Source organism: Microscilla marina ATCC 23134 (assembly GCF_000169175.1).
Classification (GTDB): domain Bacteria; phylum Bacteroidota; class Bacteroidia; order Cytophagales; family Microscillaceae; genus Microscilla; species Microscilla marina.
The window spans coordinates 17,215-40,292 of the sequence record NZ_AAWS01000069.1 but is presented as its reverse complement, the minus strand read 5'-3'; the positions used below and the strand labels follow the sequence as shown (position 1 = coordinate 40,292).

Sequence of the window (23,078 nt, the reverse complement as noted above, 5' to 3'; positions counted from 1 at the left end):
AAACTTAAGATAACTTACCTCACAGTCAGGTAGCCACTCTTGCACTTTTTCTATCTCTGACTTGGGCAAGGGGTTATTGATTATCTCAAGCTGCTTTAGGTGGGTAAGTTGCTTAAATTCCTCAGGAAAACTGGTGATTTTATTATCGTTTAGGTTGAGCGATATCAGCCGGGCAAGGCTGCCAATGATGGGTGGTAAAGAAGAAATTTCGTTGCCTTCAAGCCTTAAAGTATATAAGTTGGTAAGTTGCCCCAACACTCCTGGAAACTTTTTCAATAGATTTGTCCCCAAATCAAGGTTAACCAAAGTCTTAAGGCATCCTAGTTTGTCGGGGAGCACACTCAAACTATTATTGCTCAAAATAAGGGTTCTCAAATGCTTTACTTCCCCTATTTGGGGAGGTAATGTAGATAGTTGTTTACCTTCAAAATTGAGTTTGTCGTAGCCATCGAGCAAAAAAGGCAAATGCTGTAAACAAAGTAACGGAAACATGGAACACTCCATAGCAAAATGTTGATTTACGGTATCTTTATTCCAATTGGTAAGCATCTTAAAGGCTAACTCAGGGGTGTCAGAAAAGAGCAATTGTTTGATGTGACTTACATCTTCGAGTGTATTGTCTTTCATAATATAAGTGATTTAAGTTGGGTTCATATTTTTTGTATTAATCTTTCCTTTTAAACAACCCTTTGAGTTCAAGGCTCACCGTTTCGGGTTGATAGTCAAACTTTAGTACCCAAAAATACTTGTCTATCCAAACCTCCCAATGTTGGTTCGCAAGCTTTTGGGCAATCATTCGTGGGTGGGCAAGGTTATCGTACAAGCTTTGCGAACCAAACTCAGTAGCACTCAGTTGGTGTGCCAGTATCTTGGAGCTCATTATCTCTAGGTGACGCAAAGGATTTACTGTAAAAATATGGTTCCAGGCGCTTACCTTAGAGGGGTTCAAGTTGATGCTTTCATTTTTTACTTCTACCTTTTCGTATTCACTTATTTTAATGGGGGCGTTTGTCGCGTGCAAACGCAGCTGATACAAGCGGTAGTTTTTGATTGTCTTGGCGTGGTCATTATAAAATTTTTGCAGCTTTTGGTTCAGTTGTTCAGGCACTGCTTGGGGGCGGTTGCCAAACCAGCTATACAAGATCTTGCTTTTTAGCTGAGCCAAATCTTGGTAAAGGCTATAGCGAAAGGTGGCAAGTTTTTGCTCAAATTTACGCATTTTGTTGTCTTGGCTTTGCCCTTGTGACAATACCACCAATACCAACAGAGAAGTCAATATAGTTTTCATACACGGTGTTTGTTTGCTTCACTGCAAGATATGGGCTTTGGGCAATAAGACAAACTTTTTTTGTTTAGCCATCGGTTATAAAGCTGTAGTGTTTGGTGTTGGGCATTATTGAGTCACAAGACTTTAGGGGCAAGCAAAGACTCATACCAAAAACCAAAACTTTAACTTCCACGTTTACAGCATTTTCAGGCAACAACAGTTTTGTATACTTCATGAATACGCTCACCAATCAAAGAAATCGCACTTTTCGCCCTGCCAACGCCAACGATTTGGCAAAATTAAGAAAGGGTAAGTGGTCAAATTATGATGAAAAATCACAAGAAGGGGTTCACCTTCGTGGAAAGCCCTATAAACTCAGACGTGGGCTTACTTTTACCCCCTTTGCCAACCCTACCCCTTGCAATGCCCATTGTGGTTTTTGTTCGGAAGAACTTCAGCGTAAGCACCAGAAAAATTTGACTTCTAAAAATATTATCAAAGATCACGATCGGTATTTTCAGGCACTTGCTGCGGTATTTAACGACTTAAGAGTAGTAGAAAATATTGGGCTCAGTTTGTCGGGGCTTGAGGCTACCAGTGACCCGGGGTGGCTACTCAAACTATTGGATATGCTACAACAAGACAACGCGCCTCAGTTTAACGAAAAGGTGCTCTATACCAATGCCACGGGGTTACACAATCATCCTGCCTTGATTGATGCCTTGCAAGCAGCCCAATTTGACCGTTTGGAGGTATCGCGATGCCATTATAATGATGAAGTAAACCAACGAGTGATGTATTTTAACCGCAATGAACCTGTGCATAAAAATGAGGTGTATGAACCCCTGATTCGACAAATCAACCCAAAAGTAACAGTCAAAAACTCGTGCATTCTTACCCAAACGGGAGTAAATAGTGTAGCAGAGATAGAGCGTTACCTGGAGTGGATCATAGGCTTGGGAGTTACTGAGGTAGTGTTTAGAGAGTTGAGTATTTTGGATGACACTTATGTAAATAACCGTACCCGACAATGGACAGAACAAAACCGGGTAGCCTTAGATGGTTTACTCGCAGAGATTATGCCTCAACTCGACCAACTCCGCCAACACTGGGCATATCAATACACCCAGGCAGGTTATTATTATTACAATGAGTGTTTTATGTACAGAAATAAGGTAAGGGTAGTTTTAGAGACATCGTCGTATAATGCCTTGATAAGCCGCAACGCCCAAACCATAGTGCAAAAACTGGTGTTTCATTCCAATGGCAACCTTTGCGGCGATTGGGACCCTGATAATGAGGTGCTTGCTAATTATTTTGGGTAAAACAACCAGCTATGCATCACTCTCTTTGTGCTTTTTGGTACAATTCTATCTTTAACTCAATACCAATGTTTTTACGCCTATTTTTAGGAATATAATACTGGGCTTTTTCGGTTTCGTAGTATACGCCCAAGGGCTTCACCTGTATTTGATAACCTTGATACTTGAACAAGCGCTGGGCTTTGTAGATATGATGCAATGTTGAATCAATATTTACTAAACCCTTATTGGGCAGTAAGGTATAATACCCACCCTTTAGTTTTTTCAACCTGCACAAAGTATTGCCAGTAGCGACATAAAAAAATACGCCAGTGTCTTGGGTGCCAAATAAATTGTACACTGCCTGATTTTTTGCTGACAAGTTGTAGGGATTGCTTCTAAAATTTATTCCTCCAGCATTTTTCAAGTAAAACTTAATTGTATTTTGGCTTAAGCCCACTCCTTTCGCCTGACAATAGGCATACAAGGAATCAAGTTTGGGGCGCTCTTGTGTACTGTAGTCTTTAAACAAAGAATCTTTGATCTTTTGTGCTTGCATTTCTTTTTTCAAAAACGGGGCATAAGCAAGATTGAAAGCCCTTTGGTGGCTATCTAATTTTTGCTGAGTATTTTTGAGCACAGGCATCAAAAGCTTTCTTAAACCTTTCTTGCTTTCTTTAAGGTCTTGTGGTTTGCCAGCAAATCTGGCAGTGTCTCGCAATACCTTAAGCAACCTTTTTTCTTTCTTTTCCAACCGTGCCATTTTGACTTTCAGCTCCAACAGTTCTTTAGTGTCAAACAAAGCATACACCTCTCTATGCGTAGTATCGGTAGTGTAGCCTCTCCAAGTCTCAGGCATTACTCTATAAGTGTCGGCAAACGAATATAATGCATACCCTAACAATCCACACAGTCCTGTAACAAACAAAAAACCTGTGATTTGACGCAAAACCCACATCACAGAAAGAGGGTTTGTTTTTTTATGAGGCAAAGGTGTAGTTACTTGCCTTTGGGTGGGTTGTATCAAGGGTGCTCTGCTCGCTTTAGCTTTTTGTGCCAAACCAGTATATGCTCGCCAAAACTGCTCAGTCTCGGTTTGATAAAAAGCCTTCCACAATTGATCGGCTTGTTGCTCTATTGGGGTGTATTTGATGGGGTATTTTGCCATTACTTCGCGATCACTTTTTATAACCTAGCAACGAGGGCAAGTAATGGAAGGTTGCATGATTTGGGAAGTAGTTGGGAGCCTTGACAGGGGGTAAATCCTTAGATATCGCTATCCATCGGCATCTAAGAACTTGAGGCTGTAGAAGCTCCCAACCACCCACTTAATGATAACGCTCAGGGCTAAAAGCCTGCATCTCAATGCTGTTTTTTTGCCCGGCAATACTTTCGGCAATGAGCTTACCTGTAGCAGGAGCCAGACTTACACCCATCATGGCATGACCCGCCGCAATACTGGCATTGTTGAGGTGCTCTACCTTGCCAATGTAAGGCAAACCATCGGGCGAACAAGGACGCAACCCCCGCCAGACTTGTGACTTTTCGGGCAAGTCAACCTTATAAGAGGGCAAGTACTGAGGAATGGCCTTGGCTATGCCTCCTACCCTACGCAAATTGATGCTTTCGTCAAACCCAGTGATTTCCATAGTTCCACCAAAACGAACCTGTCCTCGCATAGGAGTTACCGATACTTTGGCTTCGCAAAGAATAGAAGGGGTCTTTATGTTTTGGGTAGGATGATCTTTTACCATAAAACTATAGCCTTTGCCAGCTTGCATGGGCAGGTTTAAGTTCATTTTTTTTGCCAACGTAGTAGACCATACTCCAGAGGCTATTACATACTCGTCGCCTTTGACCAGTCCTTTTTTAGTCACCACCCCCAACACACTTTTACCATTGAGTTGAATGTCTTCTACTGGGGTATTTTCCAAAATAGTCACCTTGTTGTCTTGCAAATACTTGTGCAGGCTTTCTAACAACACTTGAGGCAGTAAGTAAGCATCACCCGGATAAAACACCCCACCCAACACATCAGGCAGTGCTTCTGACTCTAGCTCGTGCAAAGCTTTGCGGTCAAGTATTTGGGTTTCTATGCCTAGTTCGTTTGCCTTATGAGCAATCTCTATTTCTTCTTCGCCCACTTTTTCGGTTTTGTACAACATCATCAGCCCCGAAGACTCCAACCCAAAATCGGTCAATGCCTGGTCTTGCTTAAGATCTTGATAGAGTTGTCGGCTCAGTAAACCAATATTGCGCAAGTGGGGCATTGCTTCTTCTACCTTTTTAGCAGTGGCCGCTTTGTAAAACTTCAGCCCCCAATTAATCAAACTTTTGTTGAGGCGTGGGCGAATATAAAAAGGGCTCTCTGCATTGAGCATCCAACGAACGCCTTGTCCTATAATACCAGGAGTTGCCAATGGCACAAAATGGCTGGGTACAATCATTCCGGCATTACCAAACGAACAACCATCTAAAATAGCGTCGCGTTCAATCACTGTTACCTCATGCCCATCTTTTACCAGATAATATGCCGTGCAGAGTCCTACTACTCCACCTCCCACGATGATTACTTTCTTTTTGTCCATAATTTCTTTAGCTTTTAGTTGCAAGCTACAGCAGGAGCAAGCTTCAAGCGACAAGTCACAAGTGCCTCTAGTCTTACATACAGCTAACAAGTGCGGGTATAGATTCACAGTAAATCACCAATAGTCAGTGCTTTTACTAAGCTTACCATTACAAACTAGTTTTTTATTAACACTTACTTCGCTTGTGGCTTGTCGCTAATTGCTTGAACCTTGTATCTTAAATCACCTGAAATCCAAACGCATAAGGGTCATCCTCATCGTCTATGGTAATGGTATTGTGTCCATAAATACGCGCCCAGCCTTCTATGCTAGGAATAATAGCCTGATGGTCACCTAGCTTTACCACGTCTTCTACTCTGCCAATAAACTGGCTGCCAATGATACTTTCATGGATAAATTTGTCCCCTTTTTTGAGCTTGCCCTTCGCAAACCATTGCGCCATTCGTGCCGAGGTACCTGTGCCACAAGGTGAACGATCAATTGCCTTATCGCCATAAAAAACAGCGTTGCGAGCGGTGGCCTCCGCCGATGTAGTGTCACCCGTCCACAACATGTGGCTTATACCGTTGATGGTGGAGTTTTCGGGATGAACAAATTCATATTTTTCGTTCAAACGATCGCGCACCACCCTGCTCCAGGCAATCAATTCTCCGGCAGTATAAGCATCAATGCCTTTGAAATTGGGCTGAGAGTCTACTATAGCGTAAAAGTTGCCCCCATAAGATACATCTACTGTAAGTTCGCCCAAGTCGGGGCATTCTATGGTCAGGTTTTCGGCGGCAAGGTATGAAGGAATATTGGTCAGCTTTACCGATTTCACTTTATTGCCTTCCTGTTGGTATTGCACCAATACCAGTCCAGCGGGGGTTTCCATACGTACTTCGCCTGTTTTTTTGGGGCTTACCAAACCTTCTTCTATGGCTATAGTAATGGTACCAATGGTACCGTGCCCACACATGGGCAAACAACCACTGGTTTCGATAAATAAAACGGCTACATCGTTGGCGGGGTCTGAGGGGGGAAATAATATACTGCCCGACATCATGTCGTGTCCTCGTGGCTCAAACATCAATCCTTTGCGGATCCAATCGTACTCTTTTAAAAAATGTTGTCTTTTTTCGCTCATATTGGCGCCTTCCAGCGAAGGTCCGCCACCCGCTACCAACCTTACCGGGTTGCCACAGGTATGAGCATCTACACAAAAGAAAGTTTTTTTCATTATCAGTTTTTTAGTCGATAGTTGGTAGCTATTACAGCCTCAAGTCCTTAGATACCGATACATATCAGTGCTTTAAGCAACCAGTCGAAGACTGCTTTACAAGCTTCCATAGTTTTATACCACGTTGATTTTTAGTGATTAATAAAATCTGTCGTTGGAAGGTAAGTTTCAATTCTTTAAGATACCAGATATATAAAAGTGCAACAAGTAGCCAGCTTTAGCCTGTGCCTCAAGCGACTATGGCTTTTATAGCACCTTGATTTTTAGTGATCAATAACACCCATATTTACAAACCTGTTACAGTTCTTAGTTCCAAATTAATAATATACAATTTTTTACGTAATTATAAATTTGATAACTGGAAGTTTATCGTACTTCTCATATTTGAAAAATCAATACGCAACTGTCAGCTTCTAATCCTTGTGGGGGGCTTTAGCAATGAAACGACCTGTAAGCTACCTCATGATAAAAACATCTCAGGGCAATGCCTGCCCTGGATGTAAACTAAGGTATCACTATAATATATATACAAGTTTAATTAAAGCGGCTATTCTGCTTACTCACTCATTTGCTGGCTTATGCTTGTTCAGCCAGTACAGAAATTGCCTCGTTTGACCACTTCCCGTCTGTTAAACGCCATATATTCAACGGGTTTTCGTCTTGTAATTCTTGCGGTAATAAAGCCTGTGGGCAGTTTTGGAAAGCTACCGGACGGGCAAATCGTTTGATGGCATCGGTACCTACCGAAGTAAATCGGCTATCGGTAGTAGAAGGGAAGGGACCTCCGTGATGCTGCGATGGGCACACTTCTACCCCAGTAGGCACGCCATTGTAAATTAAACGTCCTACGCGGTCTTGCAGCCCTGCAATTATCTCTTTACACTCAAGTAGTTCTTCGTCTTCACCCATTACGGTGGCAGTGAGTTGTCCTTCCAGGCTTTGGATCGCCTGCGCTAGTTCTTCGCGGTTTGCACATACTACCAGCAAAGAATAAGGACCGAACACTTCTTCGTGCAAGGCTGGGTTTTTCAAAAAATCGGCACCACTTACTTTGGCCACTACCGCCCTGCCTTGGTTTGGCTGGCTGCTTTGGTCGGCTTGTGCCACTATTTGTACTTCGGTTTGTTTCAGGGCTTGCTCAGCTCCTTCATCAAAAGCTTTGGCTATGCCTTGAGTAAGCATAGTAGCAGGGGCAATGGCTTGTACTGCTTCACCCAATGCGGTTTCAAAAGCAATCAATTCGTCAGAAGCAACTCCTAACAGTAATCCTGGGTTAGTACAAAACTGTCCGGCTCCCAAAGTGATAGAACCTGCGTACTGCTGGGCTATTTGAGCCCCACGATTGCGTAAAGCCTGGGGTAATAATACTACGGGGTTTACGCTGCCCATTTCGGCAAATACGGGAATGGGTTGAGGACGTTGTTGGGCAAGCTGATACAATGCTTTGCCACCAAAGCCTGACCCGGTAAAGCCTACTGCTTGGGTAACGGGGTGTTTGACCAATGCTTGTCCTACCGAATGCCCACTGCCGTATAGCATAGAGAAGGTGCCATTGGGCATGTCGCATCTTTCGGCGGCTTTTATAACGGCGGTAGCTACCAATTCGCTGGTACCTAAATGTGCCGAATGAGCTTTTACTATTACTGGGTTACCCGCAGCCAGTGCCGAGGCAGTATCGCCACCAGCCACTGAAAATGCCAAGGGGAAGTTGCTGGCACCAAACACTACTACAGGGCCTATAGCCACTAGTTGCTTGCGTAAGTCTACTTTGGGGATGGGTTGGCGCTCAGGTTGGGCGGTGTCTATGCGGGCATCTACCCACGAGCCCTCTTCTACCAATTGGGCAAACGCACGCAATTGGTTCATGGTACGTCCACGTTCGCCTATGATTCTGCCTTCGGGCAAACCAGACTCGATACAGGCTCTTTGTACCAAAGTATCGCCTAGGGCTTCAATTTCTTCGGCAATGGCACGCAAAAATGCGCCTTTTTGCGCTCCAGAATATTTTTTTAATTGTTGGAAAGCCTCGCTTGCCAACTGCATAGTTTGTTCTAGCTCAGAGTTGGTAGCAGTGCTAAAAGCCCCGGTTAAAACCTCATTGTTGGCGGGATTAAAAGCTTGCTGTTGTTTCTGTCCTTCATCAGAACGAGTGTTACCTATGAAATTTTTTCCTTGTATATTTTCTTTTGTCATGGGAGTGAAAAGCTTGTGTTATGATTATTTTTTTACTTATTAGTCATTAGCTGTTAGCCTTCGGTATTTTCTCATATTTGCAAATTTGGCCATAGTTTAGAACGACAGGGGGCTGAATGCCACCTTCTAAACAACCTAATTTAACCATGTTGCTATGTTTACCAAAACCAAGGGCTAATAGCTAAAACTAAGGGTCATCATTCGCTTTGCGAACTATTTAGCAATAAAGCCGTAGACAATTACAATACTTCACTTAGCAAAGTTGGTAGCTCAGGACGATTGGCAAGACCTGTTTCTATGATTTTGATCACACGCTCGCGCTCTTCGCCGCTTAGTTTCAAACGAGGCTCTCTTACGTGCTCGGTACCCATTCCAGTCATTGCTTCGGCAAGCTTGATATTTTGTACCAGCTTTTCCGACACGTCTAAGTGCAACAATGGGTAGAACCAACGATAAATCTCTACAGCCTCTTTGTAACGTCCTTCTTGTGCCAGACGGTAAATAGCTACAGTTTCGGCAGGGAATGCACATACCAGGCCAGCCACCCAACCATCAGCACCCATCATCAGACTCTCAAGCGCAAGGTTGTCTACTCCAGAAAGAATCTTGAAGCGGTCGCCTAGTTCATTGATCATGTCTGTCATGTAGCGTACATCACCTGTAGACTCTTTTACTGACTCAAACTTAGGGTTTTGTGCCAGTTCTTTGAACATGTCTATTGTGATCAGGGTTTTGTAAGCCAGTGGGTTGTTGTACAACATAATGGGCAAATCGGTTGAATCTGCCACTTTGTGCAAATAAGTAAGCGTTTCGCGCTCGTCAGAGGCATAACGCATAGGAGGCAATAGCATAAAGCCATCGGCACCTGTTTTTTGTGACTCTTGAGCAAATTCTTTAGCTCCGCGAGTTGTGCTTTCAGCAAGACAAATAATAACTGGGACTCTACCTTGTGCTGCTTCGATCGCACTGCCTAATACTTGCTGCTTTTCAGCAATGTTTAATACACCACTTTCTCCTAAAGACCCGCATACGATAATGCCATCTACTCCGGCAGTAATTTGCTGGTCGATGTTTTTCTTAAGAGTTACTAGATCCAAAGACTCATCTTCGTGAAAATTAGTAGTTACAGCGGGGTAGACTCCATTCCATGTTACTTTCATATTTGTATTTTTATCAGTTATAAAATAATTTTCTATAGTAATTGTGAAAGCAAAAGTAGGGGTGTTTTTTGCCTGTTGCTTACATTTTCTTGACTATTACTAGTACTATATTAACATCAATATAGTATTTCACAACTTTATTATGTTATTTTAATACCAAATTAGCTGTCTGCAGGAAGATTTTACCCGTTTTTAATCACATAAAGTTTAAAAGACTATACTATGAAAGCACTGTATTTTAGAATGCCCAAAACAGAAATTGAGTCATTTAGAGTTCAAATAGACCAAATGCCTTATTTTTATGATACGCTGCATTATCACCCTGAACTCCAGATTACATTGATACTCAAAAGTACAGGTACCCTGTTTGCAGGGGACGGCATCCACCGCTTTCAACCACTTGACATATTAATTATGGGATCCAATTTACCCCATGTATTACGCAATGACCAAGATTACTATTTACCCACAAGCAATAAAGAGGCGCATTCTATTTCTATTTTTCTTAAGAAAGAATCGTTAGGTAAAGGTTTTTTTGACCTCCCAGAAATGCAACCGGTCAAAGATCTGTGGCATCACGCGTCACGCGGTATTCGTGTTACCCACCAGGCTCCTAATGAATTGACTGAACAACTGCGTACTATAGAAGATACTCAAGGTATTCATCGCTTGGTACAGCTACTAGGCGTATTTGAATCGCTCACAAAAATACCTGCCGAAGACAAGGAGTTTTTATCAAGCGCTGCATTTCTCAACCCTCAGAAAGACTCTGATAATCAGCGGTTGAACGATGTAATAGACTATGTAATGAAAAACTACACGAGAGATATTAAGTTGAGCGAAATAGCTGAGGTAGCACACATGACGTCCGAAGCGTTTTGTCGTTATTTTAAGCTGCGTACCCGCAAAACATTTTCGGGTTTTCTCAACGAAATTCGCATTGGAAATGCCTGTCAGATGTTGGTAACAGAAAAGTACAATGTATCGGAGGTGTGCTTTGCATGCGGCTTTAATAATTTATCCAATTTTAATCGACAATTTAAAAAGTTTACGCAGCTTACCCCCAGCCAATACTTAAAAGAGTATTGTTATAAGGATAAAGCAGTACGTTAATTGTTACTAAATAGAAAACGCTGCGCAGGTCTTTGTTCATCAAGGCTTGCGCAGTATTTATATCCCCCCTCTCCTATTTTCAATAAATTTGCTCTTTTTTTATTAATTTTTCACTATGATTTGTAAGTTTAAATTACAACCAACGCCCTTACATGAAAAATTATAGTTTGCTCGTTGTAGACGACGATAAAAATAACCTGATGGTGATGATTCGCTACCTGGAGAAGCATCACAAACCTCAGGTAAATTATGAGTTTTTGACCGCCCCGAATGGCAAAATAGCCTTCGAAATTGCCAAAAAAACCAAACCTGATCTGATTTTAACTGATTGGGACATGCCCTTGATGAATGGTATAGAAATGATTAGGGCAGTGAGGCAATTGCCCGCAATCAAAGAGACACCTATCATTATAGTAACCGGCATAAACGATGCTGCTGAAGATTTAAAACTTGCCCTGGATGCGGGCGCAGTAGATTATATTCAAAAACCTGTCAATAAAATTGAACTCAACGCCAGGGTTTACTCTGCATTGCAACTATATGATGCTTTTAGGACAATTCGGCTCCAAAAAACCGCGATAGAAGAGCAAAAAAAACAAGAGTTAGGCTCCAAAACACTGCAAATTTACGAGAAAAACCAAATACTAAGCACAGTTAAAAGTAGGCTTGAAAATTACTTGTTAGACCTCAAACCTGACGATCGTCCGGCGGGTAAAGCCATTGTTAAATTGATTGAACAAAATATGCACCACGACAATGAGTGGGATGCTTTTAAGCAGCAGTTTGACAAGGTAAACCCTCAGTTTTTTAAGGTATTGGAAGAAAAACACAACGACCTGACAATCAGCGAAATAAAAATGTGTGCTTACATTTATGTAGGTTTAGGCATCAAAGAGATTGCTGATTTTATGCACTTGGAATATGGAGGAGCCAGAGTAAAGAAAACCCGGATTAAGCAAAAGCTAAAGTTGCCTGCCGACCTAAAAATTGATGATTATATCAGGGGGTTGTAGATGGTAAAGCAGCAAATCAGGGAGCGCTCAATAAGTAGAAACTTAACCCACTGATGATCAACGATCAATAAGGTAAGCCGCTTTCGAATGAGCGGTGGATCATTGTTTTATAACTTAAGTATTCTTAAGGCTCCCTGCACCACCAATATAAACACGAAAGCCCCAATAATCAGGTCAGGAACACCTGACTCAAGCCAGTGTACCAATGCCCCTGCCACTATCACGCCCAGATTGATGATGATGTCATTGGAAGTAAATATCATACTTGCCTGCATGTGGGCTTCTTTGCTTTTCGATTTTTGTAATAAATATAAACAAGCTGCATTGCCCACCAGTGCAAACACTGAAACATAAATCATTAGGGTAAAATCTGGTATAGTAGTTCCCCCAAAAAATCGTCTTAAAACCTCACTAAAACCCAATATAGCCAACAACAACTGAAAATACCCGGCAACTTTGGCAATGCGTTGCTTACGTACCAGGCTACCACCTACGGCAAATAAACTTAAGGCATAGACCAAGGCATCGGCGAGCATATCGAGGCTGTCTGCTACCAACCCCATAGACTTGGATATAAATCCAGTGGTGAGTTCTATCAAAAAAAACGCAAAATTGATGAGCAAAACCGCCCACAATAGTTTGCGCTGGTTTTGTGCTTTGGCAAATACCACATTGCCCGCATCTTCAGTATTTACAGGCTGGCTCCCCAGGTTGAGCTTGTTCAATGCCTGGGCTATCTCGTGAGAGTCGCCCTCATGAAACACTTGCAAGGTTCGTTGAGGAATGTCAAAGTCCAGGCTTTTTATGGCTCCCAACCCTTCCAGTTTCATCCTTATCAGATTTTCTTCTGAAGGACAATCCATCTTGCTTATTTTAAAGGTTGTTTTTTTCATGTTGTTAGACGTTTAGACAGCATACAAATGTTTGAGTCCTACGTACACACTCCCTCGCTCATTCTTTTATCTACTGATTTTATAAATCATTAATAATCAATGTGCTATAAAGTCGGTAACAGGCTTGAAGCTTATCGCTAAAAGCTTAAGTAGGAGCTTCTATCTATGCCACCAGTACTCTATATCTAAACACAGGTAAAGCCATCCATACTACTGTGACTGCTCATCTATCAATGTTTGAAAGGCTTGCCAACTGAGCGTAGCGCATTGTTCACGGCTAGGAAAGTGCTTTGCGGCGGCAAAAGCTTTAAACCCTTCGGGTATATTGGCGGGGAGTTCACCGTTTACCACTTGCATAAATGTTTCTATCAGTGTTTTTGCCTCGGTCAGTGTTTTGCCCTCAATGGTTTGCAACAATACTGAGGTAGACGCTTTGGACACCGCGCACCCGTAGCCGTGAAAAAACGCTTGTTGAATCACTGCTCCTTCCAATGATATATACAATTGGAAATGATCGCCACATAACGGGTTGTAAGCTTCTGAGTGTAGCGGCAATTCTTCAGCTTTTTTAAAATTGTGAGGGGTTTTGTTGTGTGTTAAAATGACACTTTGGTATAATTCGGTTAGTGACTTTTCCATAAAACAATCGTCAATATTTTTCCTTTACGTTACAAAAAGAACCTTTCATAAACTCAAACCCACCGTTCATAAACTCTCTATTGCCGAAACCCGTAAGTTTCGCTTCCTTTGTTAAGTAAAACTACAAAAATAACCTAATCCATAGAACTTCGTCTTTGGGCACTGTGCTTCTTCAAAAAATAGTTCCGTGGCTCTGGCTACGCAAAGATTAGCTGAAGCAGAGCTCGGCACAGTACAACTGTAGCCTCGGTTTTTTTCATTGCTCAGTACACAAATACTGTTTTCTTTTGGATCACTTTATTTTTTCCGTTTTGCTAAGGACATATACAAAAGGATTATTTTTTGATTGGGGAGCTAACCTCTCTGGTCGACTATATATAAAGTATCAAAGAGCAACATTTACGATCATCAGCGCAAGCTGGTGAATCAACAGTAGGGTGTTGAATAGTTTTTTTTCAAGCAAATATTCTCAAAATTGAGGATATTTGCTTTTTTGTTTGAAGAGGTTTACACCAATTTCAGCACTTCGTCTACAATTTGCTCGGTGGCTTTGGGTTTGCCCAGTTGCCGAATGTTTTGCGCAAGTTGTTGCTGATGGTTTGTATCTTGTAGCAATGCCAGCGCAGCATCTACCAACAAGTTTTTGGCGTCGCTATTTTTGATGTGAATGGCTGCATTTTTTTCTTCTAATGCCAACACATTTTTGGTTTGGTGATCTTCGGCAGCAAACGGAAAGGGTACCAAAATAGCGGGCGCGCCTACCAAACATATTTCTGACACAGCCAATGCACCTGCTCTCGACACAATGATGTCGGCAAGGGCATACGCCAAGTCCATTTCATAGATAAATTCGGTGCGTTTTACCAAAGGATGGCTGAGTAAACCAGCACTGTCGGGGTTTTCTTCAAAAGAGTTTTTCCCGGTTTGCCAAAGCACTTGTGCTCCCGCATTTACAATTTTATGCAAATCTTTTGAAATGCTCTCGTTGATGCTTCTCGCTCCCAGGCTTCCTCCTACAATCAAGATTGTTTTTTTGGCTGGGTCGAGCCCAAAATGCTGAAAAGCAGCTACTCTTTTGGCGGTTACATCTAATGCCAAAATATCTTTGCGTACCGGATTGCCCGTGTGCACTAACTTTTCGGCGGGGAAGTATTTCTCTAGTCCTTCATATGCCACACAGATGGTATTTACCCGTTTTGCCAACCACTTGTTGGTAAGTCCGGCATAGGAGTTTTGTTCTTGAATAAGGCTGGGCACCCCCATACGAGACGCCACATATAACAAAGGACCACTGGCAAAACCACCCACTCCTATGGCTACATTGGGCTTAAATTTTTTGATAATGCTGCGGGCTTTGAGCAGACTTGAGGTAAGCTTGAATGGAAAGCTCAAATTATCTACCGAAAGGCTACGCTGAATGCCACTGATCCACAGCCCCTCGATGGGATAACCTGCCTTGGGCACTTTTTCCATTTCCATTTTACCTTGGGCTCCTACAAACAAAATTTCGGTGTTGGCGTGGCGTTCTTTTAATTCGTTGGCTATAGCAATGGCAGGGTAAATATGTCCTCCGGTGCCTCCTCCACTGATGATGGCACGTACAGGCACTTGATTACGCGAGTTTTCTTTTGGCATTTCCTGTTCTTCCTCCTTTACCTATTTTTTCAATATCTTCGTCTACTTCTCCCCTACTAATGCTCAACACGATGCCCAAGGCCACTCCGGTAAACAATAGCGAGGTTCCTCCCATACTTAACAAAGGCATGGGCATACCTGTAATGGGCACCAAACCTACCGACACTGCCATGTTGATTAGTGCCTGAATGACTATACTGAAGGTGAGCCCGGCAGACAGAATTCCCCCAAAGGGGCGTTTACTGTTGGCCATTACCATCATACCCCGGTAAAGCAGCACCAGGTATAACACCAACACCAGCAAACCACCCAATAAACCGTACTCTTCGACTATGATAGAGTAAATAAAATCGGAATAAGGGTTGGGTAAAAAGTTCCGTTGTACACTATTGCCTGCACCTACCCCTGTAATGCCTCCGGTAGCAATGGCAATGTAGGATTGCTGCGCCTGAAACGGAATTTCGCTAGAATTGTACTTGGCATTGATCCGGCTTTTGAATGTGCCAGAGCGTTGCCCCATATACAGGGCAGCAGTAATGGATATAAAGCCTACCACTACCAACAACGCTAAATAATTGATTGGTACGCGTCCGATAAACATTAAAATCAAACAGGTAAGGAATAACAACAACGCACTTGATATATCGGTAAGTCCAATTAAACCACATATAATGCCCACCCAAAACAAAATGGGCATAATGGCATCTTTAAAATCGTCTATGCTGCGTTGGCGTCTTGCCAACATACTGGCAAGGCTCGCCAACAAAGCGAGTTTTGCCAAATCGGAAGGCTGAAAAGACTGGTTAATAATAGGGATGGTGATCCAGCGACTGGCTTCGTTTATTTTAGGTCCAAACTGCCACGAAAGCAAAAGCAATGGCACAGACAACAACAAGGCAATGCGCGATAAACGGGAATAATAGCGATAGTCGATGCGGTGGGTCACCCAAATGGCGATTAAACTGGTAAAGACCAACAAAGAGTGTTTAAACAGGTAATGGCTGTGTCCTTGTTGGTTTTTGTAAGCAATGGTACCAGTGGCACTATATACTACCAATACACTGATAGAAGCCAGGGCTACCACTACCATCCATATAAACTTGTCTCCCTGAAGGTTGCGATCAAACCAACTCTCCTGTGGGTAGTTTTCTACCAACTCTTCCTGATCGTTTGTTTTTGTTACGTTCTCTGATGAAGCTTCTTCCATGCTTTCTATAATTTCATTGATCTGCCAGGCAAATCTTTCATTTCGGTGTCTGTAGCAGGGGCTATGCTGCAGGTTCAAGCTTTAAGCGACAAGCTTCAAGTCCTTAGATGCCGATGAATATCGGTGCTACTCCCTATTTAACTGCGTTGAGCTTATCACATCAAACTGCTGTAGATTCGGTTCACAGGTAGCTAACAAATTCATACTACTATTTAGCAAGCTATGAATTTATTAGATAAAAGCTTGTTCAAAAGCTATTTTCAAACAAGCTTTACTCTACTGCTATGTAAATATCAAGCAAATAATTTATCTCTTCTTTTTACGGCTTTTAAGGCGTACCAGCTTTTGTACTGCCTTTTTGAAACTGTCGCCGCGTTCTTCGTAGTTTTTAAACAAGTCGTAACTTGCACAGGCAGGAGACAACAACACTGTGTCGCCAGGTCTGGCAAGATCAAATGCTTGTTCTACTGCTTCGTTGATTTGCTGAGTACGAATAGTTACATGCACTGTTTCTCTAAATGTGTTGTGTAGCTTTTCGTTATCCAATCCCAAACATATCAATATTTTTACTTTTTTGGCAACCAAATCTCTGATTTTTTCATAGTCATTGCCTTTGTCCACTCCTCCGGCAATCCAAACGAGTTTGCGTTCATCTTCGCCCATTTTTATACTGTCAAGGGCATAAAAAGCAGAATCGATATTGGTAGACTTCGAGTCATTGATAAACTTTACTTCGCTCAATTCGGCTACCTCTTCCATACGGTGGGGAGCATTGCTAAAGTTTTTTAAGCCTTCGTGCAATACCACAGGTGACGCCCCCAGGATATGACAAGCCTGCAGTGCAATCATCGCATTGAAAATATTATGTTTGCCGGGCAAAGGCAGGTCTGCCACTGGCACGGTCATGGTCTTTTGCTCATCACTGCCTCTATCACTGAAATTTAATACAATGTTGCCATTTTCTTCGTCCCAATAAGACAAGCTTTGTTCCTTGGCTTTTTCCGGGTCGGCATTTTTTAGGCTTATAGGCAAACAGTAGGGCAAAGTGCGGTTAGGTGCAGGCTCTTCTCCTTCGCTAACACCCACTATACCTTCGGTTATCTTTTGCAACCTTTCGGTTACATTGGCATCATCGATATTATATAAAAAGTAATCTTCCGGAGTTTGTTTTTGGATTACCTTAAACTTAGAAGCAATGTATTTATTGATGTTGTTTTCGTAGCGATCCATGTGGTCTTCGGTAATGTTGATCAGCATAGACAAATGAGGACGAAACTCATAGCAATTGTCTAGTTGAAAACTGCTTACCTCCACCACAAAAAAGTCGTAGGCATCGTCTACTACCTGTTTGGCAAAGCTTTCTCCTATATTGCCTGCCAACCCTACCTTAAACCCTGCCTGTGTAAGCAAATGATGGGTAAGCAGGGTGGTGGTAGACTTACCATTGCTGCCAGTTATTCCAATCATTTTGGCTTTGGTATACCTTGCAGCAAACTCTATTTCTGAAATAATAGGAATTTGCTGACGGGTTACTTTGCGTACCATAGAGGCGTTTTCAGGAATACCAGGGCTTTTAATTACCTCATCGGCTATCAAAATAAACTCTTCAGTATGTCCTTGCTCCTCAAAAGCAATGTCATTATCTATTAGGGTTTTGCGATAATTTTCCTGCAAAATAGAGCTATCCGACACAAACACATCAAAACCTTTTGCTTTGGCAAGCAATGCGCTTCCTACGCCACTTTCGGCACCTCCCAAAATCACGATTCGCTTTGTTGCGTTTTGTTCTTCTGTTGTTGTTTGATTATCTGCCATTATGTTTATTAATTATTTGAGCGACAAGTTCTTAACTAAAACTAATGAGGCAAGTGTTATTCAACAAATCCAGTATTTTAGACTTTGCCTCTTAGGAATGGTGTAAAAATAAATTTCTATAGTTTAATAAAATATTTTGTTGCTAGACGCGGCAAAAAATAGCCGAATAGTGCTGCTATTAGCCAATTTTTTAACAAAGTATAGCCTCAAAAGATGAGATTAAGAATGTAAATTTATTTTGGTACCATTCCTTATGGTGGGTTGGTCTCTAAAAACACAAATATCTTACCACCGGCTGAGTCAAATTTATCACAATATTTAGAATTAGACACGTGATTGGAAAAATAAGTCGCGAATGCCAACTCTCTCCCATTAAAAAAGCCCAACCGTTTATTTAAAAACAGTTGGACTTATCACCCAATACACTGGGTATTTGGGTGACTACATGCGCTAATCAGACAAAAGTATTTAAAGTTGTTTGAATAACTTTGTTGCCTTTTTCTGGTAAAAATTATCCTCTTTCATTAGTTGCTTCAACACACTTTTGCATTTGTCTACTTGCTTGTCTGCCAAAAATGCCAGTGCCAGATACCACAATGTTTGTTTCTGATAACTAGCCGACACCTGGTCTTTCAATGCCTGAAAACGCTTGATGGCTTCAGGAGCATTGCCATTGCTTAAGTAAGACATTGCCAAGTAAAAACTGACTACCTCGGTAGGCTTTTTCTGGGCTATGGCCAACAATTGGTCAATGGCAGCAACATAATTTTGCTGTTCGTACACAAGCAGCGCTTGTTCTAATGGCTTTTTTACGGCACCGTTGCGCACTATAGGCGCAGCTACATTAGGATAAGGCTCAAAATAGCTTATAAAAAGTGTTTCTGGTGAAGTTTCCTTGCGGATAAAAAACCAGCCTGCCGTACATATCAATACAATAGCGGCAGCAATACTGACTATACGCCAGTAAGAACGTCCCAAGCGAGGATTCTGACCTTCAGAACCCTTGGCTTCTTCATCGTGAATGACTGAAAATATGTGTGAGGGTAAAGGTGCTGCATTGGCTATACCCTGTAGTTCTTTTTTTAGTCCAGACCGACCAAATGCACGAATGGCAATCAGCAGGTCTTTGGCTTCATTTACCTCCTTGGCAAACGCTGCATCTGATACTAACCTAAGCTCAAACTTGGTTTGCTCCTCGGCAGATAACTTTCCCTCAATATATTTTTCAATCAATAATTGGTTTGTATTACTCATCTTAAATCTTCTTTCAAACCTGTTTCTTCTATCCCGGATTTTAATCGCTTCATACAGCGGTTTTTCTGAACTTTGACCACATTTTCTGATTTGTACCCCAGTTTTTCCACAATTTTTCTGATCGACAATCGATCATAGTAATATAATTTCAATATGGTTTGACAAGGTTCCCCCAAAGCCTTGATTGCCGCCAAAATATTGGATTGTTGTTCGCTCAGGGCTATTTTCTCAAAGGCTATCAGCTCATCGTCTTCCACGTCTTTTATGTGCTCTATGTCAGCCGTCTGATTGCTTTTTTTCTTTGCCAAGCTCAACAATATATTTTTGCCAATTGCAAACAAATAGGTCTTTGGTGAGCAACTCAACTCTTGCACCTTGTTTTTCATTATATTTTCATAAAAAGCAATGGTGGTATCCTGGTAAGCATCTTCTGCTTCTTGCGGGCTACAATAAAAATTTTTGATCGCCCACTTTATAAAATCTACCCGGTATTGTTTATATAAATTTACAAGTGCTTCACGTTTTCCTGACCTGATATTTTCAATAATTTCTTTGTGCATTAGTTATTTATCTATATGTTTTCGATAAGATAGGTTAGCGTTTGTCATATTATTTAGGTGAAAACCTGGTTTAAGACAAGGTAGTTTTTATGAGAGATTGACTATAACACCCCGAAGTTGCATGCTTTCACAACAAATATTACAACCTTTTTAGTGTTTCTAAATACCATTTTTGTTCAACTCATTGCAGTAACAAGGCAACACTATGTCAAATCTATTGCAATATTACATAAGTACCACAGTTCATACAAAATTTACCAGTATAGAATACACCTCCTTTATCTTTTTGTACAACTTCACTTATTCATATTTTGTTAAACCTGCCCCACCCATGTTACCTTCACACTTAGAAGCCTCGACAAGGTTCTAGCAACTAGGTGCAAGGTTCTAGGTACACCTTGTTCCATAGGCAACTAACAGGGGGCAAGCTTTAAGCGATAAGTCGCAAGTCCTTAGATACCGATGAATATCGGTGCTATTCCATAGGTAGCTAACAAATTCATAGTATATTTATTTTCAGCGGGTTATGAATTTGTTAGTTAGAAGGCTGATAAAGTACTGGCAGTACCTATGGCAAATTCATTACAACCCTCTCCAGTAAAAATGCTTTAAATCTGCGCTTGAATCCAAGAATCGGGGTTGCTGCTTGATCAAAAAGATAAAAATAGGGGAAATTATAGGTAAACAATCAGAAAAAAACGTAGTTGTTTTAAGACAAGGTGTAGTCATACTCAAGGTTTAGTGATCTGCTCACCCCGTGAATGGGGTTACTTTTGGTGGGCTCCTACACTTAGTTTTGGACACCTATTTTGAATATTGTTACTTAGTTTCAATGACAAGTTAGCATTGCTGCGATTGACTTCGTAACTTTGTTTCTATTTTTACTTAACTTACCTATTGATACTAAAATGCCTCATGTTGGTGGTTCAACAACAACTCAACAGTTTTCTGAATGAATAACAAAAACCTACATAAACTACTTCTTAAGAATCCTCAAAAGTTTATTGCATCTAATGAAATCCAGGAAATCATTAGAAAAACAGCCTATAAATTCACTAGCCGAGGGGGCATTTACGGTTTTTCAAAGGATGACCTGACACAGGAGATTTTGTATGTTATTTTAGAGAAAAAAATTGGTTATATCGCCCAAAACTATAACCCTGACATTACGAGTATTCAGGGCTATATGAGCAGGGTTGCGTTCAATATTTGTCTGGAGCTACTCAGAAAACAACAAAACAAACCTGTATTTAAAAACAGTTTGGATACTGATACTGAGAACTTGTTGATCAACGAACGTAATGACACTACTCCTGAATCTAGTTTTATAGAAAACGAGATAATAGAAAGAGAAGTAGAGCGTTTAAAGAGTTATCTTAAGATGTTTGCAAAATATCAGCATAAGTTTACCCTCTTGCTTAAACTCTACTGTAGAATTATACTGACCAAACAAGATTTCAAGAATTTTGCGGTAGGCTTTTCAAGCAAAGAGCTTGATCTCTATTACCAACAGTTTAACAAAGAATACACTGAATATTCCGACAAAGAGATCTATAAAATCATTACGCCTTTACTGAATAAAGTAGAAACGAAAAAAAATTCCCCTGACTCGATCAGAAAGTGGCTGGATAGTAAAGTCTCTGCTTTAAAAGAAGTAATGAATCAAAGTCCTCATTATCAATATGATACAGAGGCTTTTAAAAATTTAATCAGATTATTGTAAAAAAAACTCCATAACCCAAGCCAAACTTGGGTATATATATACAACAACATATACTATTTTAACCAAAACTGTCCGTTAAGGCGTTTAAAAATAGTATGTGTATAAAGGGGCTCATTCTACGGCTTCTTTATAATCAAATAGAAAGTTAACATTCAAATAGATATATTCATCACAATGTATGTCTATGGTGTAATACACCACAAAAAAGGGTAGTAAATTATAAATAATGTGGCAAAATGAAAGAAAACCATGTAATGTTCAAACAATCAGTATTTTTTGATGATAATGGTGAATTAAATGATACGGGAATTTTATTATATGTTGATGCACTCAGACTTCAACGGGAAAGCGAATTGCCCGAAGATCTGGTAGAACACGTGACTAACTCAGTAAACGACCAAAAGAAAATTTTTGAGTATTATGAGTTTGTCAAAGATGATGACCCCCAAGAGCTTATTCCTCATCCTTATTTTGATAAAAACACAAAAAAAAACACTCCAGTAGTGGGGCTTAACAAATTTCAGGGGCTAGGCATTGCAGCAGCATTATTGCTCACAATGGGGGGAGGGTACTTAGCCACCAAATTTTGGAAATACGACAATGGTAAAACACAAGGTAACCGGATAACAGTTACAGACTCTACTTCAAGTTCAAAGAAAAATATGGCGCCTACGCCCATCAGCGACAAAGGCAAGGTTAAATCCATCAACCAGCAACCAACCACTGATAGTGCTCGCCCAAATTCTAACAACAACTCAAGCAAAGAAACTCCTCTACCCAACAAAAATACTCAACCTATATCGACCCAAACCAACTTATTGGAAAATGAAAAGTTGTTGGCAATGCAACACATTTCTTATTACGACAAACAAATCAATCGTTTAAGTAACAACCGTTCGGGTAGCATAAAGGTAATTGCTCCAGCAATTGATGCCAAAAGCCAAAGTATTTTATTTCAATGGACCAACCCTATACAAGACTCGTTGCGGCTAGAGGTTTTTACTAAAGAAACCGATGATTCGAGAAGAAAAGTATTTATGATTGCTCCCAAGAGCAGCCAATTTACGCTTCCGGCAGGCTTTAAGCCTGGCTTGTATTACTGGGAACTAAAACAAGTAATGAACAATAGCCGGGAAAAAAGGATTGGGCTGGGTAGATTTATAGTAGCCAAATAACCTACATACCATACACTACAAAAAAGCTTGCTGTTTTTTGAGACAAACACAAAAACAGCAAGCTTTTTTTGTGCCATAAGCCCTGTAATTCAGGCATTACTCATCAGGTAACTTTTGCAAAATAGCCTAAAAAAGCCCTCCATTTACTTATTTTCCCCATACAAAGTTTTAAGCGTTGCCTACACTTGCCTTACCTCAATGTATTTTTATTGGCTAAGTAAGCCAAGTATTTTTTGACTAACAGTAGGATTTTTTTATATTAGAGGTACAATCTTTTACGAATTTATAAACTTTTAAATATGTCTCACAAAATGCCTCATTTA

Annotated in this window: 19 protein-coding genes; 5 read left to right on the top strand and 14 right to left on the bottom strand. The window is 41.0% G+C overall.

What is annotated here, in order from left to right:
- Positions 1-627: leucine-rich repeat domain-containing protein (locus M23134_RS34240; protein WP_002704825.1), on the bottom strand; the 627-nt coding region annotated here is incomplete at its 3' end.
- Positions 628-664: 37 nt separating this feature from the next.
- On the bottom strand, positions 665-1,288 hold the full coding sequence (locus M23134_RS34235) for a hypothetical protein (protein WP_002704823.1): 624 nt from the start codon (positions 1,286-1,288) through the stop codon (positions 665-667).
- A 212-nt stretch (positions 1,289-1,500) separates the two neighbouring features.
- Here M23134_RS34235 and M23134_RS34230 point away from each other — a divergent pair, with 212 nt between their 5' ends.
- Positions 1,501-2,592 carry a radical SAM protein gene (locus tag M23134_RS34230; protein WP_157558792.1) on the top strand — a complete coding sequence of 364 codons (1,092 nt, stop codon included), beginning with the start codon at positions 1,501-1,503 and terminating at the stop codon, positions 2,590-2,592.
- A gap of 16 nt (positions 2,593-2,608) precedes the next feature.
- Here M23134_RS34230 and M23134_RS34225 read toward each other — a convergent pair whose 3' ends face one another.
- The 5 genes from M23134_RS34225 to M23134_RS34205 form a co-directional block, all read right to left on the bottom strand.
- Entirely contained in the window at positions 2,609-3,736 is a 1,128-nt protein-coding gene (locus M23134_RS34225) for a hypothetical protein (RefSeq protein ID WP_002704820.1), read from the bottom strand.
- A gap of 160 nt (positions 3,737-3,896) precedes the next feature.
- Entirely contained in the window at positions 3,897-5,180 is a 1,284-nt protein-coding gene (locus M23134_RS34220) for an NAD(P)/FAD-dependent oxidoreductase (protein ID WP_002704818.1), read from the bottom strand.
- A 193-nt stretch (positions 5,181-5,373) separates the two neighbouring features.
- Positions 5,374-6,375, bottom strand: coding sequence for a 4-hydroxyproline epimerase (locus M23134_RS34215; protein ID WP_002704816.1), 1,002 nt, complete (start codon positions 6,373-6,375; stop codon positions 5,374-5,376).
- Between the two features lie 576 nt (positions 6,376-6,951).
- Positions 6,952-8,568 (bottom strand): aldehyde dehydrogenase (NADP(+)), encoded by a 1,617-nt coding sequence (locus M23134_RS34210; RefSeq protein WP_002704815.1) that lies wholly within the window; start codon positions 8,566-8,568, stop codon positions 6,952-6,954.
- Positions 8,569-8,807: 239 nt separating this feature from the next.
- Complete coding sequence (locus tag M23134_RS34205; RefSeq protein WP_002704813.1) at positions 8,808-9,728, bottom strand: dihydrodipicolinate synthase family protein; 921 nt, start codon at positions 9,726-9,728, stop codon at positions 8,808-8,810.
- A 222-nt stretch (positions 9,729-9,950) separates the two neighbouring features.
- Here M23134_RS34205 and M23134_RS34200 point away from each other — a divergent pair, with 222 nt between their 5' ends.
- A complete protein-coding gene (locus tag M23134_RS34200) occupies positions 9,951-10,841 on the top strand; it encodes an AraC family transcriptional regulator (RefSeq protein WP_002704811.1) in 891 nt (296 codons plus the stop codon).
- A gap of 152 nt (positions 10,842-10,993) precedes the next feature.
- Positions 10,994-11,854, top strand: coding sequence for a response regulator (locus M23134_RS39395; protein WP_002704809.1), 861 nt, complete (start codon positions 10,994-10,996; stop codon positions 11,852-11,854).
- Between the two features lie 107 nt (positions 11,855-11,961).
- On the opposite strand, the gene M23134_RS34190 is transcribed toward M23134_RS39395, so the two are convergent.
- The 7 genes from M23134_RS34190 to M23134_RS34160 all read right to left on the bottom strand — a co-directional run bounded on the left by M23134_RS34190 (position 11,962) and on the right by M23134_RS34160 (position 19,857).
- Entirely contained in the window at positions 11,962-12,747 is a 786-nt protein-coding gene (locus M23134_RS34190; protein WP_002704807.1) for a cation transporter, read from the bottom strand.
- Between the two features lie 210 nt (positions 12,748-12,957).
- Positions 12,958-13,386 (bottom strand): Fe-S cluster assembly sulfur transfer protein SufU, encoded by a 429-nt coding sequence (sufU, locus tag M23134_RS34185; RefSeq protein WP_002704805.1) that lies wholly within the window; start codon positions 13,384-13,386, stop codon positions 12,958-12,960.
- 507 nt (positions 13,387-13,893) lie between these two features.
- Positions 13,894-15,021 (bottom strand): undecaprenyldiphospho-muramoylpentapeptide beta-N-acetylglucosaminyltransferase, encoded by a 1,128-nt coding sequence (gene murG / locus M23134_RS34180; RefSeq protein WP_002704803.1) that lies wholly within the window; start codon positions 15,019-15,021, stop codon positions 13,894-13,896.
- On the bottom strand, positions 14,999-16,228 hold the full coding sequence (locus M23134_RS34175) for an FtsW/RodA/SpoVE family cell cycle protein (protein WP_002704802.1): 1,230 nt from the start codon (positions 16,226-16,228) through the stop codon (positions 14,999-15,001). Before M23134_RS34175 ends, murG begins: the two co-directional genes overlap by 23 nt.
- Before the next feature lie 306 nt (positions 16,229-16,534).
- Entirely contained in the window at positions 16,535-18,043 is a 1,509-nt protein-coding gene (gene murD, locus M23134_RS34170) for a UDP-N-acetylmuramoyl-L-alanine--D-glutamate ligase (protein ID WP_002704800.1), read from the bottom strand.
- Between the two features lie 468 nt (positions 18,044-18,511).
- Entirely contained in the window at positions 18,512-19,297 is a 786-nt protein-coding gene (locus M23134_RS34165; protein WP_002704798.1) for a hypothetical protein, read from the bottom strand.
- A complete protein-coding gene (locus M23134_RS34160; RefSeq protein WP_002704796.1) occupies positions 19,294-19,857 on the bottom strand; it encodes an RNA polymerase sigma factor in 564 nt (187 codons plus the stop codon). The genes M23134_RS34165 and M23134_RS34160 overlap by 4 nt, the downstream gene beginning before the upstream one ends.
- A gap of 952 nt (positions 19,858-20,809) precedes the next feature.
- On the opposite strand from M23134_RS34160, the gene M23134_RS34155 reads away from it, so the two are divergent.
- Positions 20,810-21,580, top strand: a complete 771-nt coding sequence (locus M23134_RS34155) for an RNA polymerase sigma factor (RefSeq protein WP_002704794.1) — start codon at positions 20,810-20,812, stop codon at positions 21,578-21,580.
- Positions 21,581-21,816: 236 nt separating this feature from the next.
- The gene (locus M23134_RS42370; protein WP_002704793.1) at positions 21,817-22,755 is read left to right on the top strand and encodes a hypothetical protein; all 939 of its coding nucleotides are present in this window, start codon (positions 21,817-21,819) and stop codon (positions 22,753-22,755) included.
- Positions 22,756-23,078: the final 323 nt, after the last annotated feature.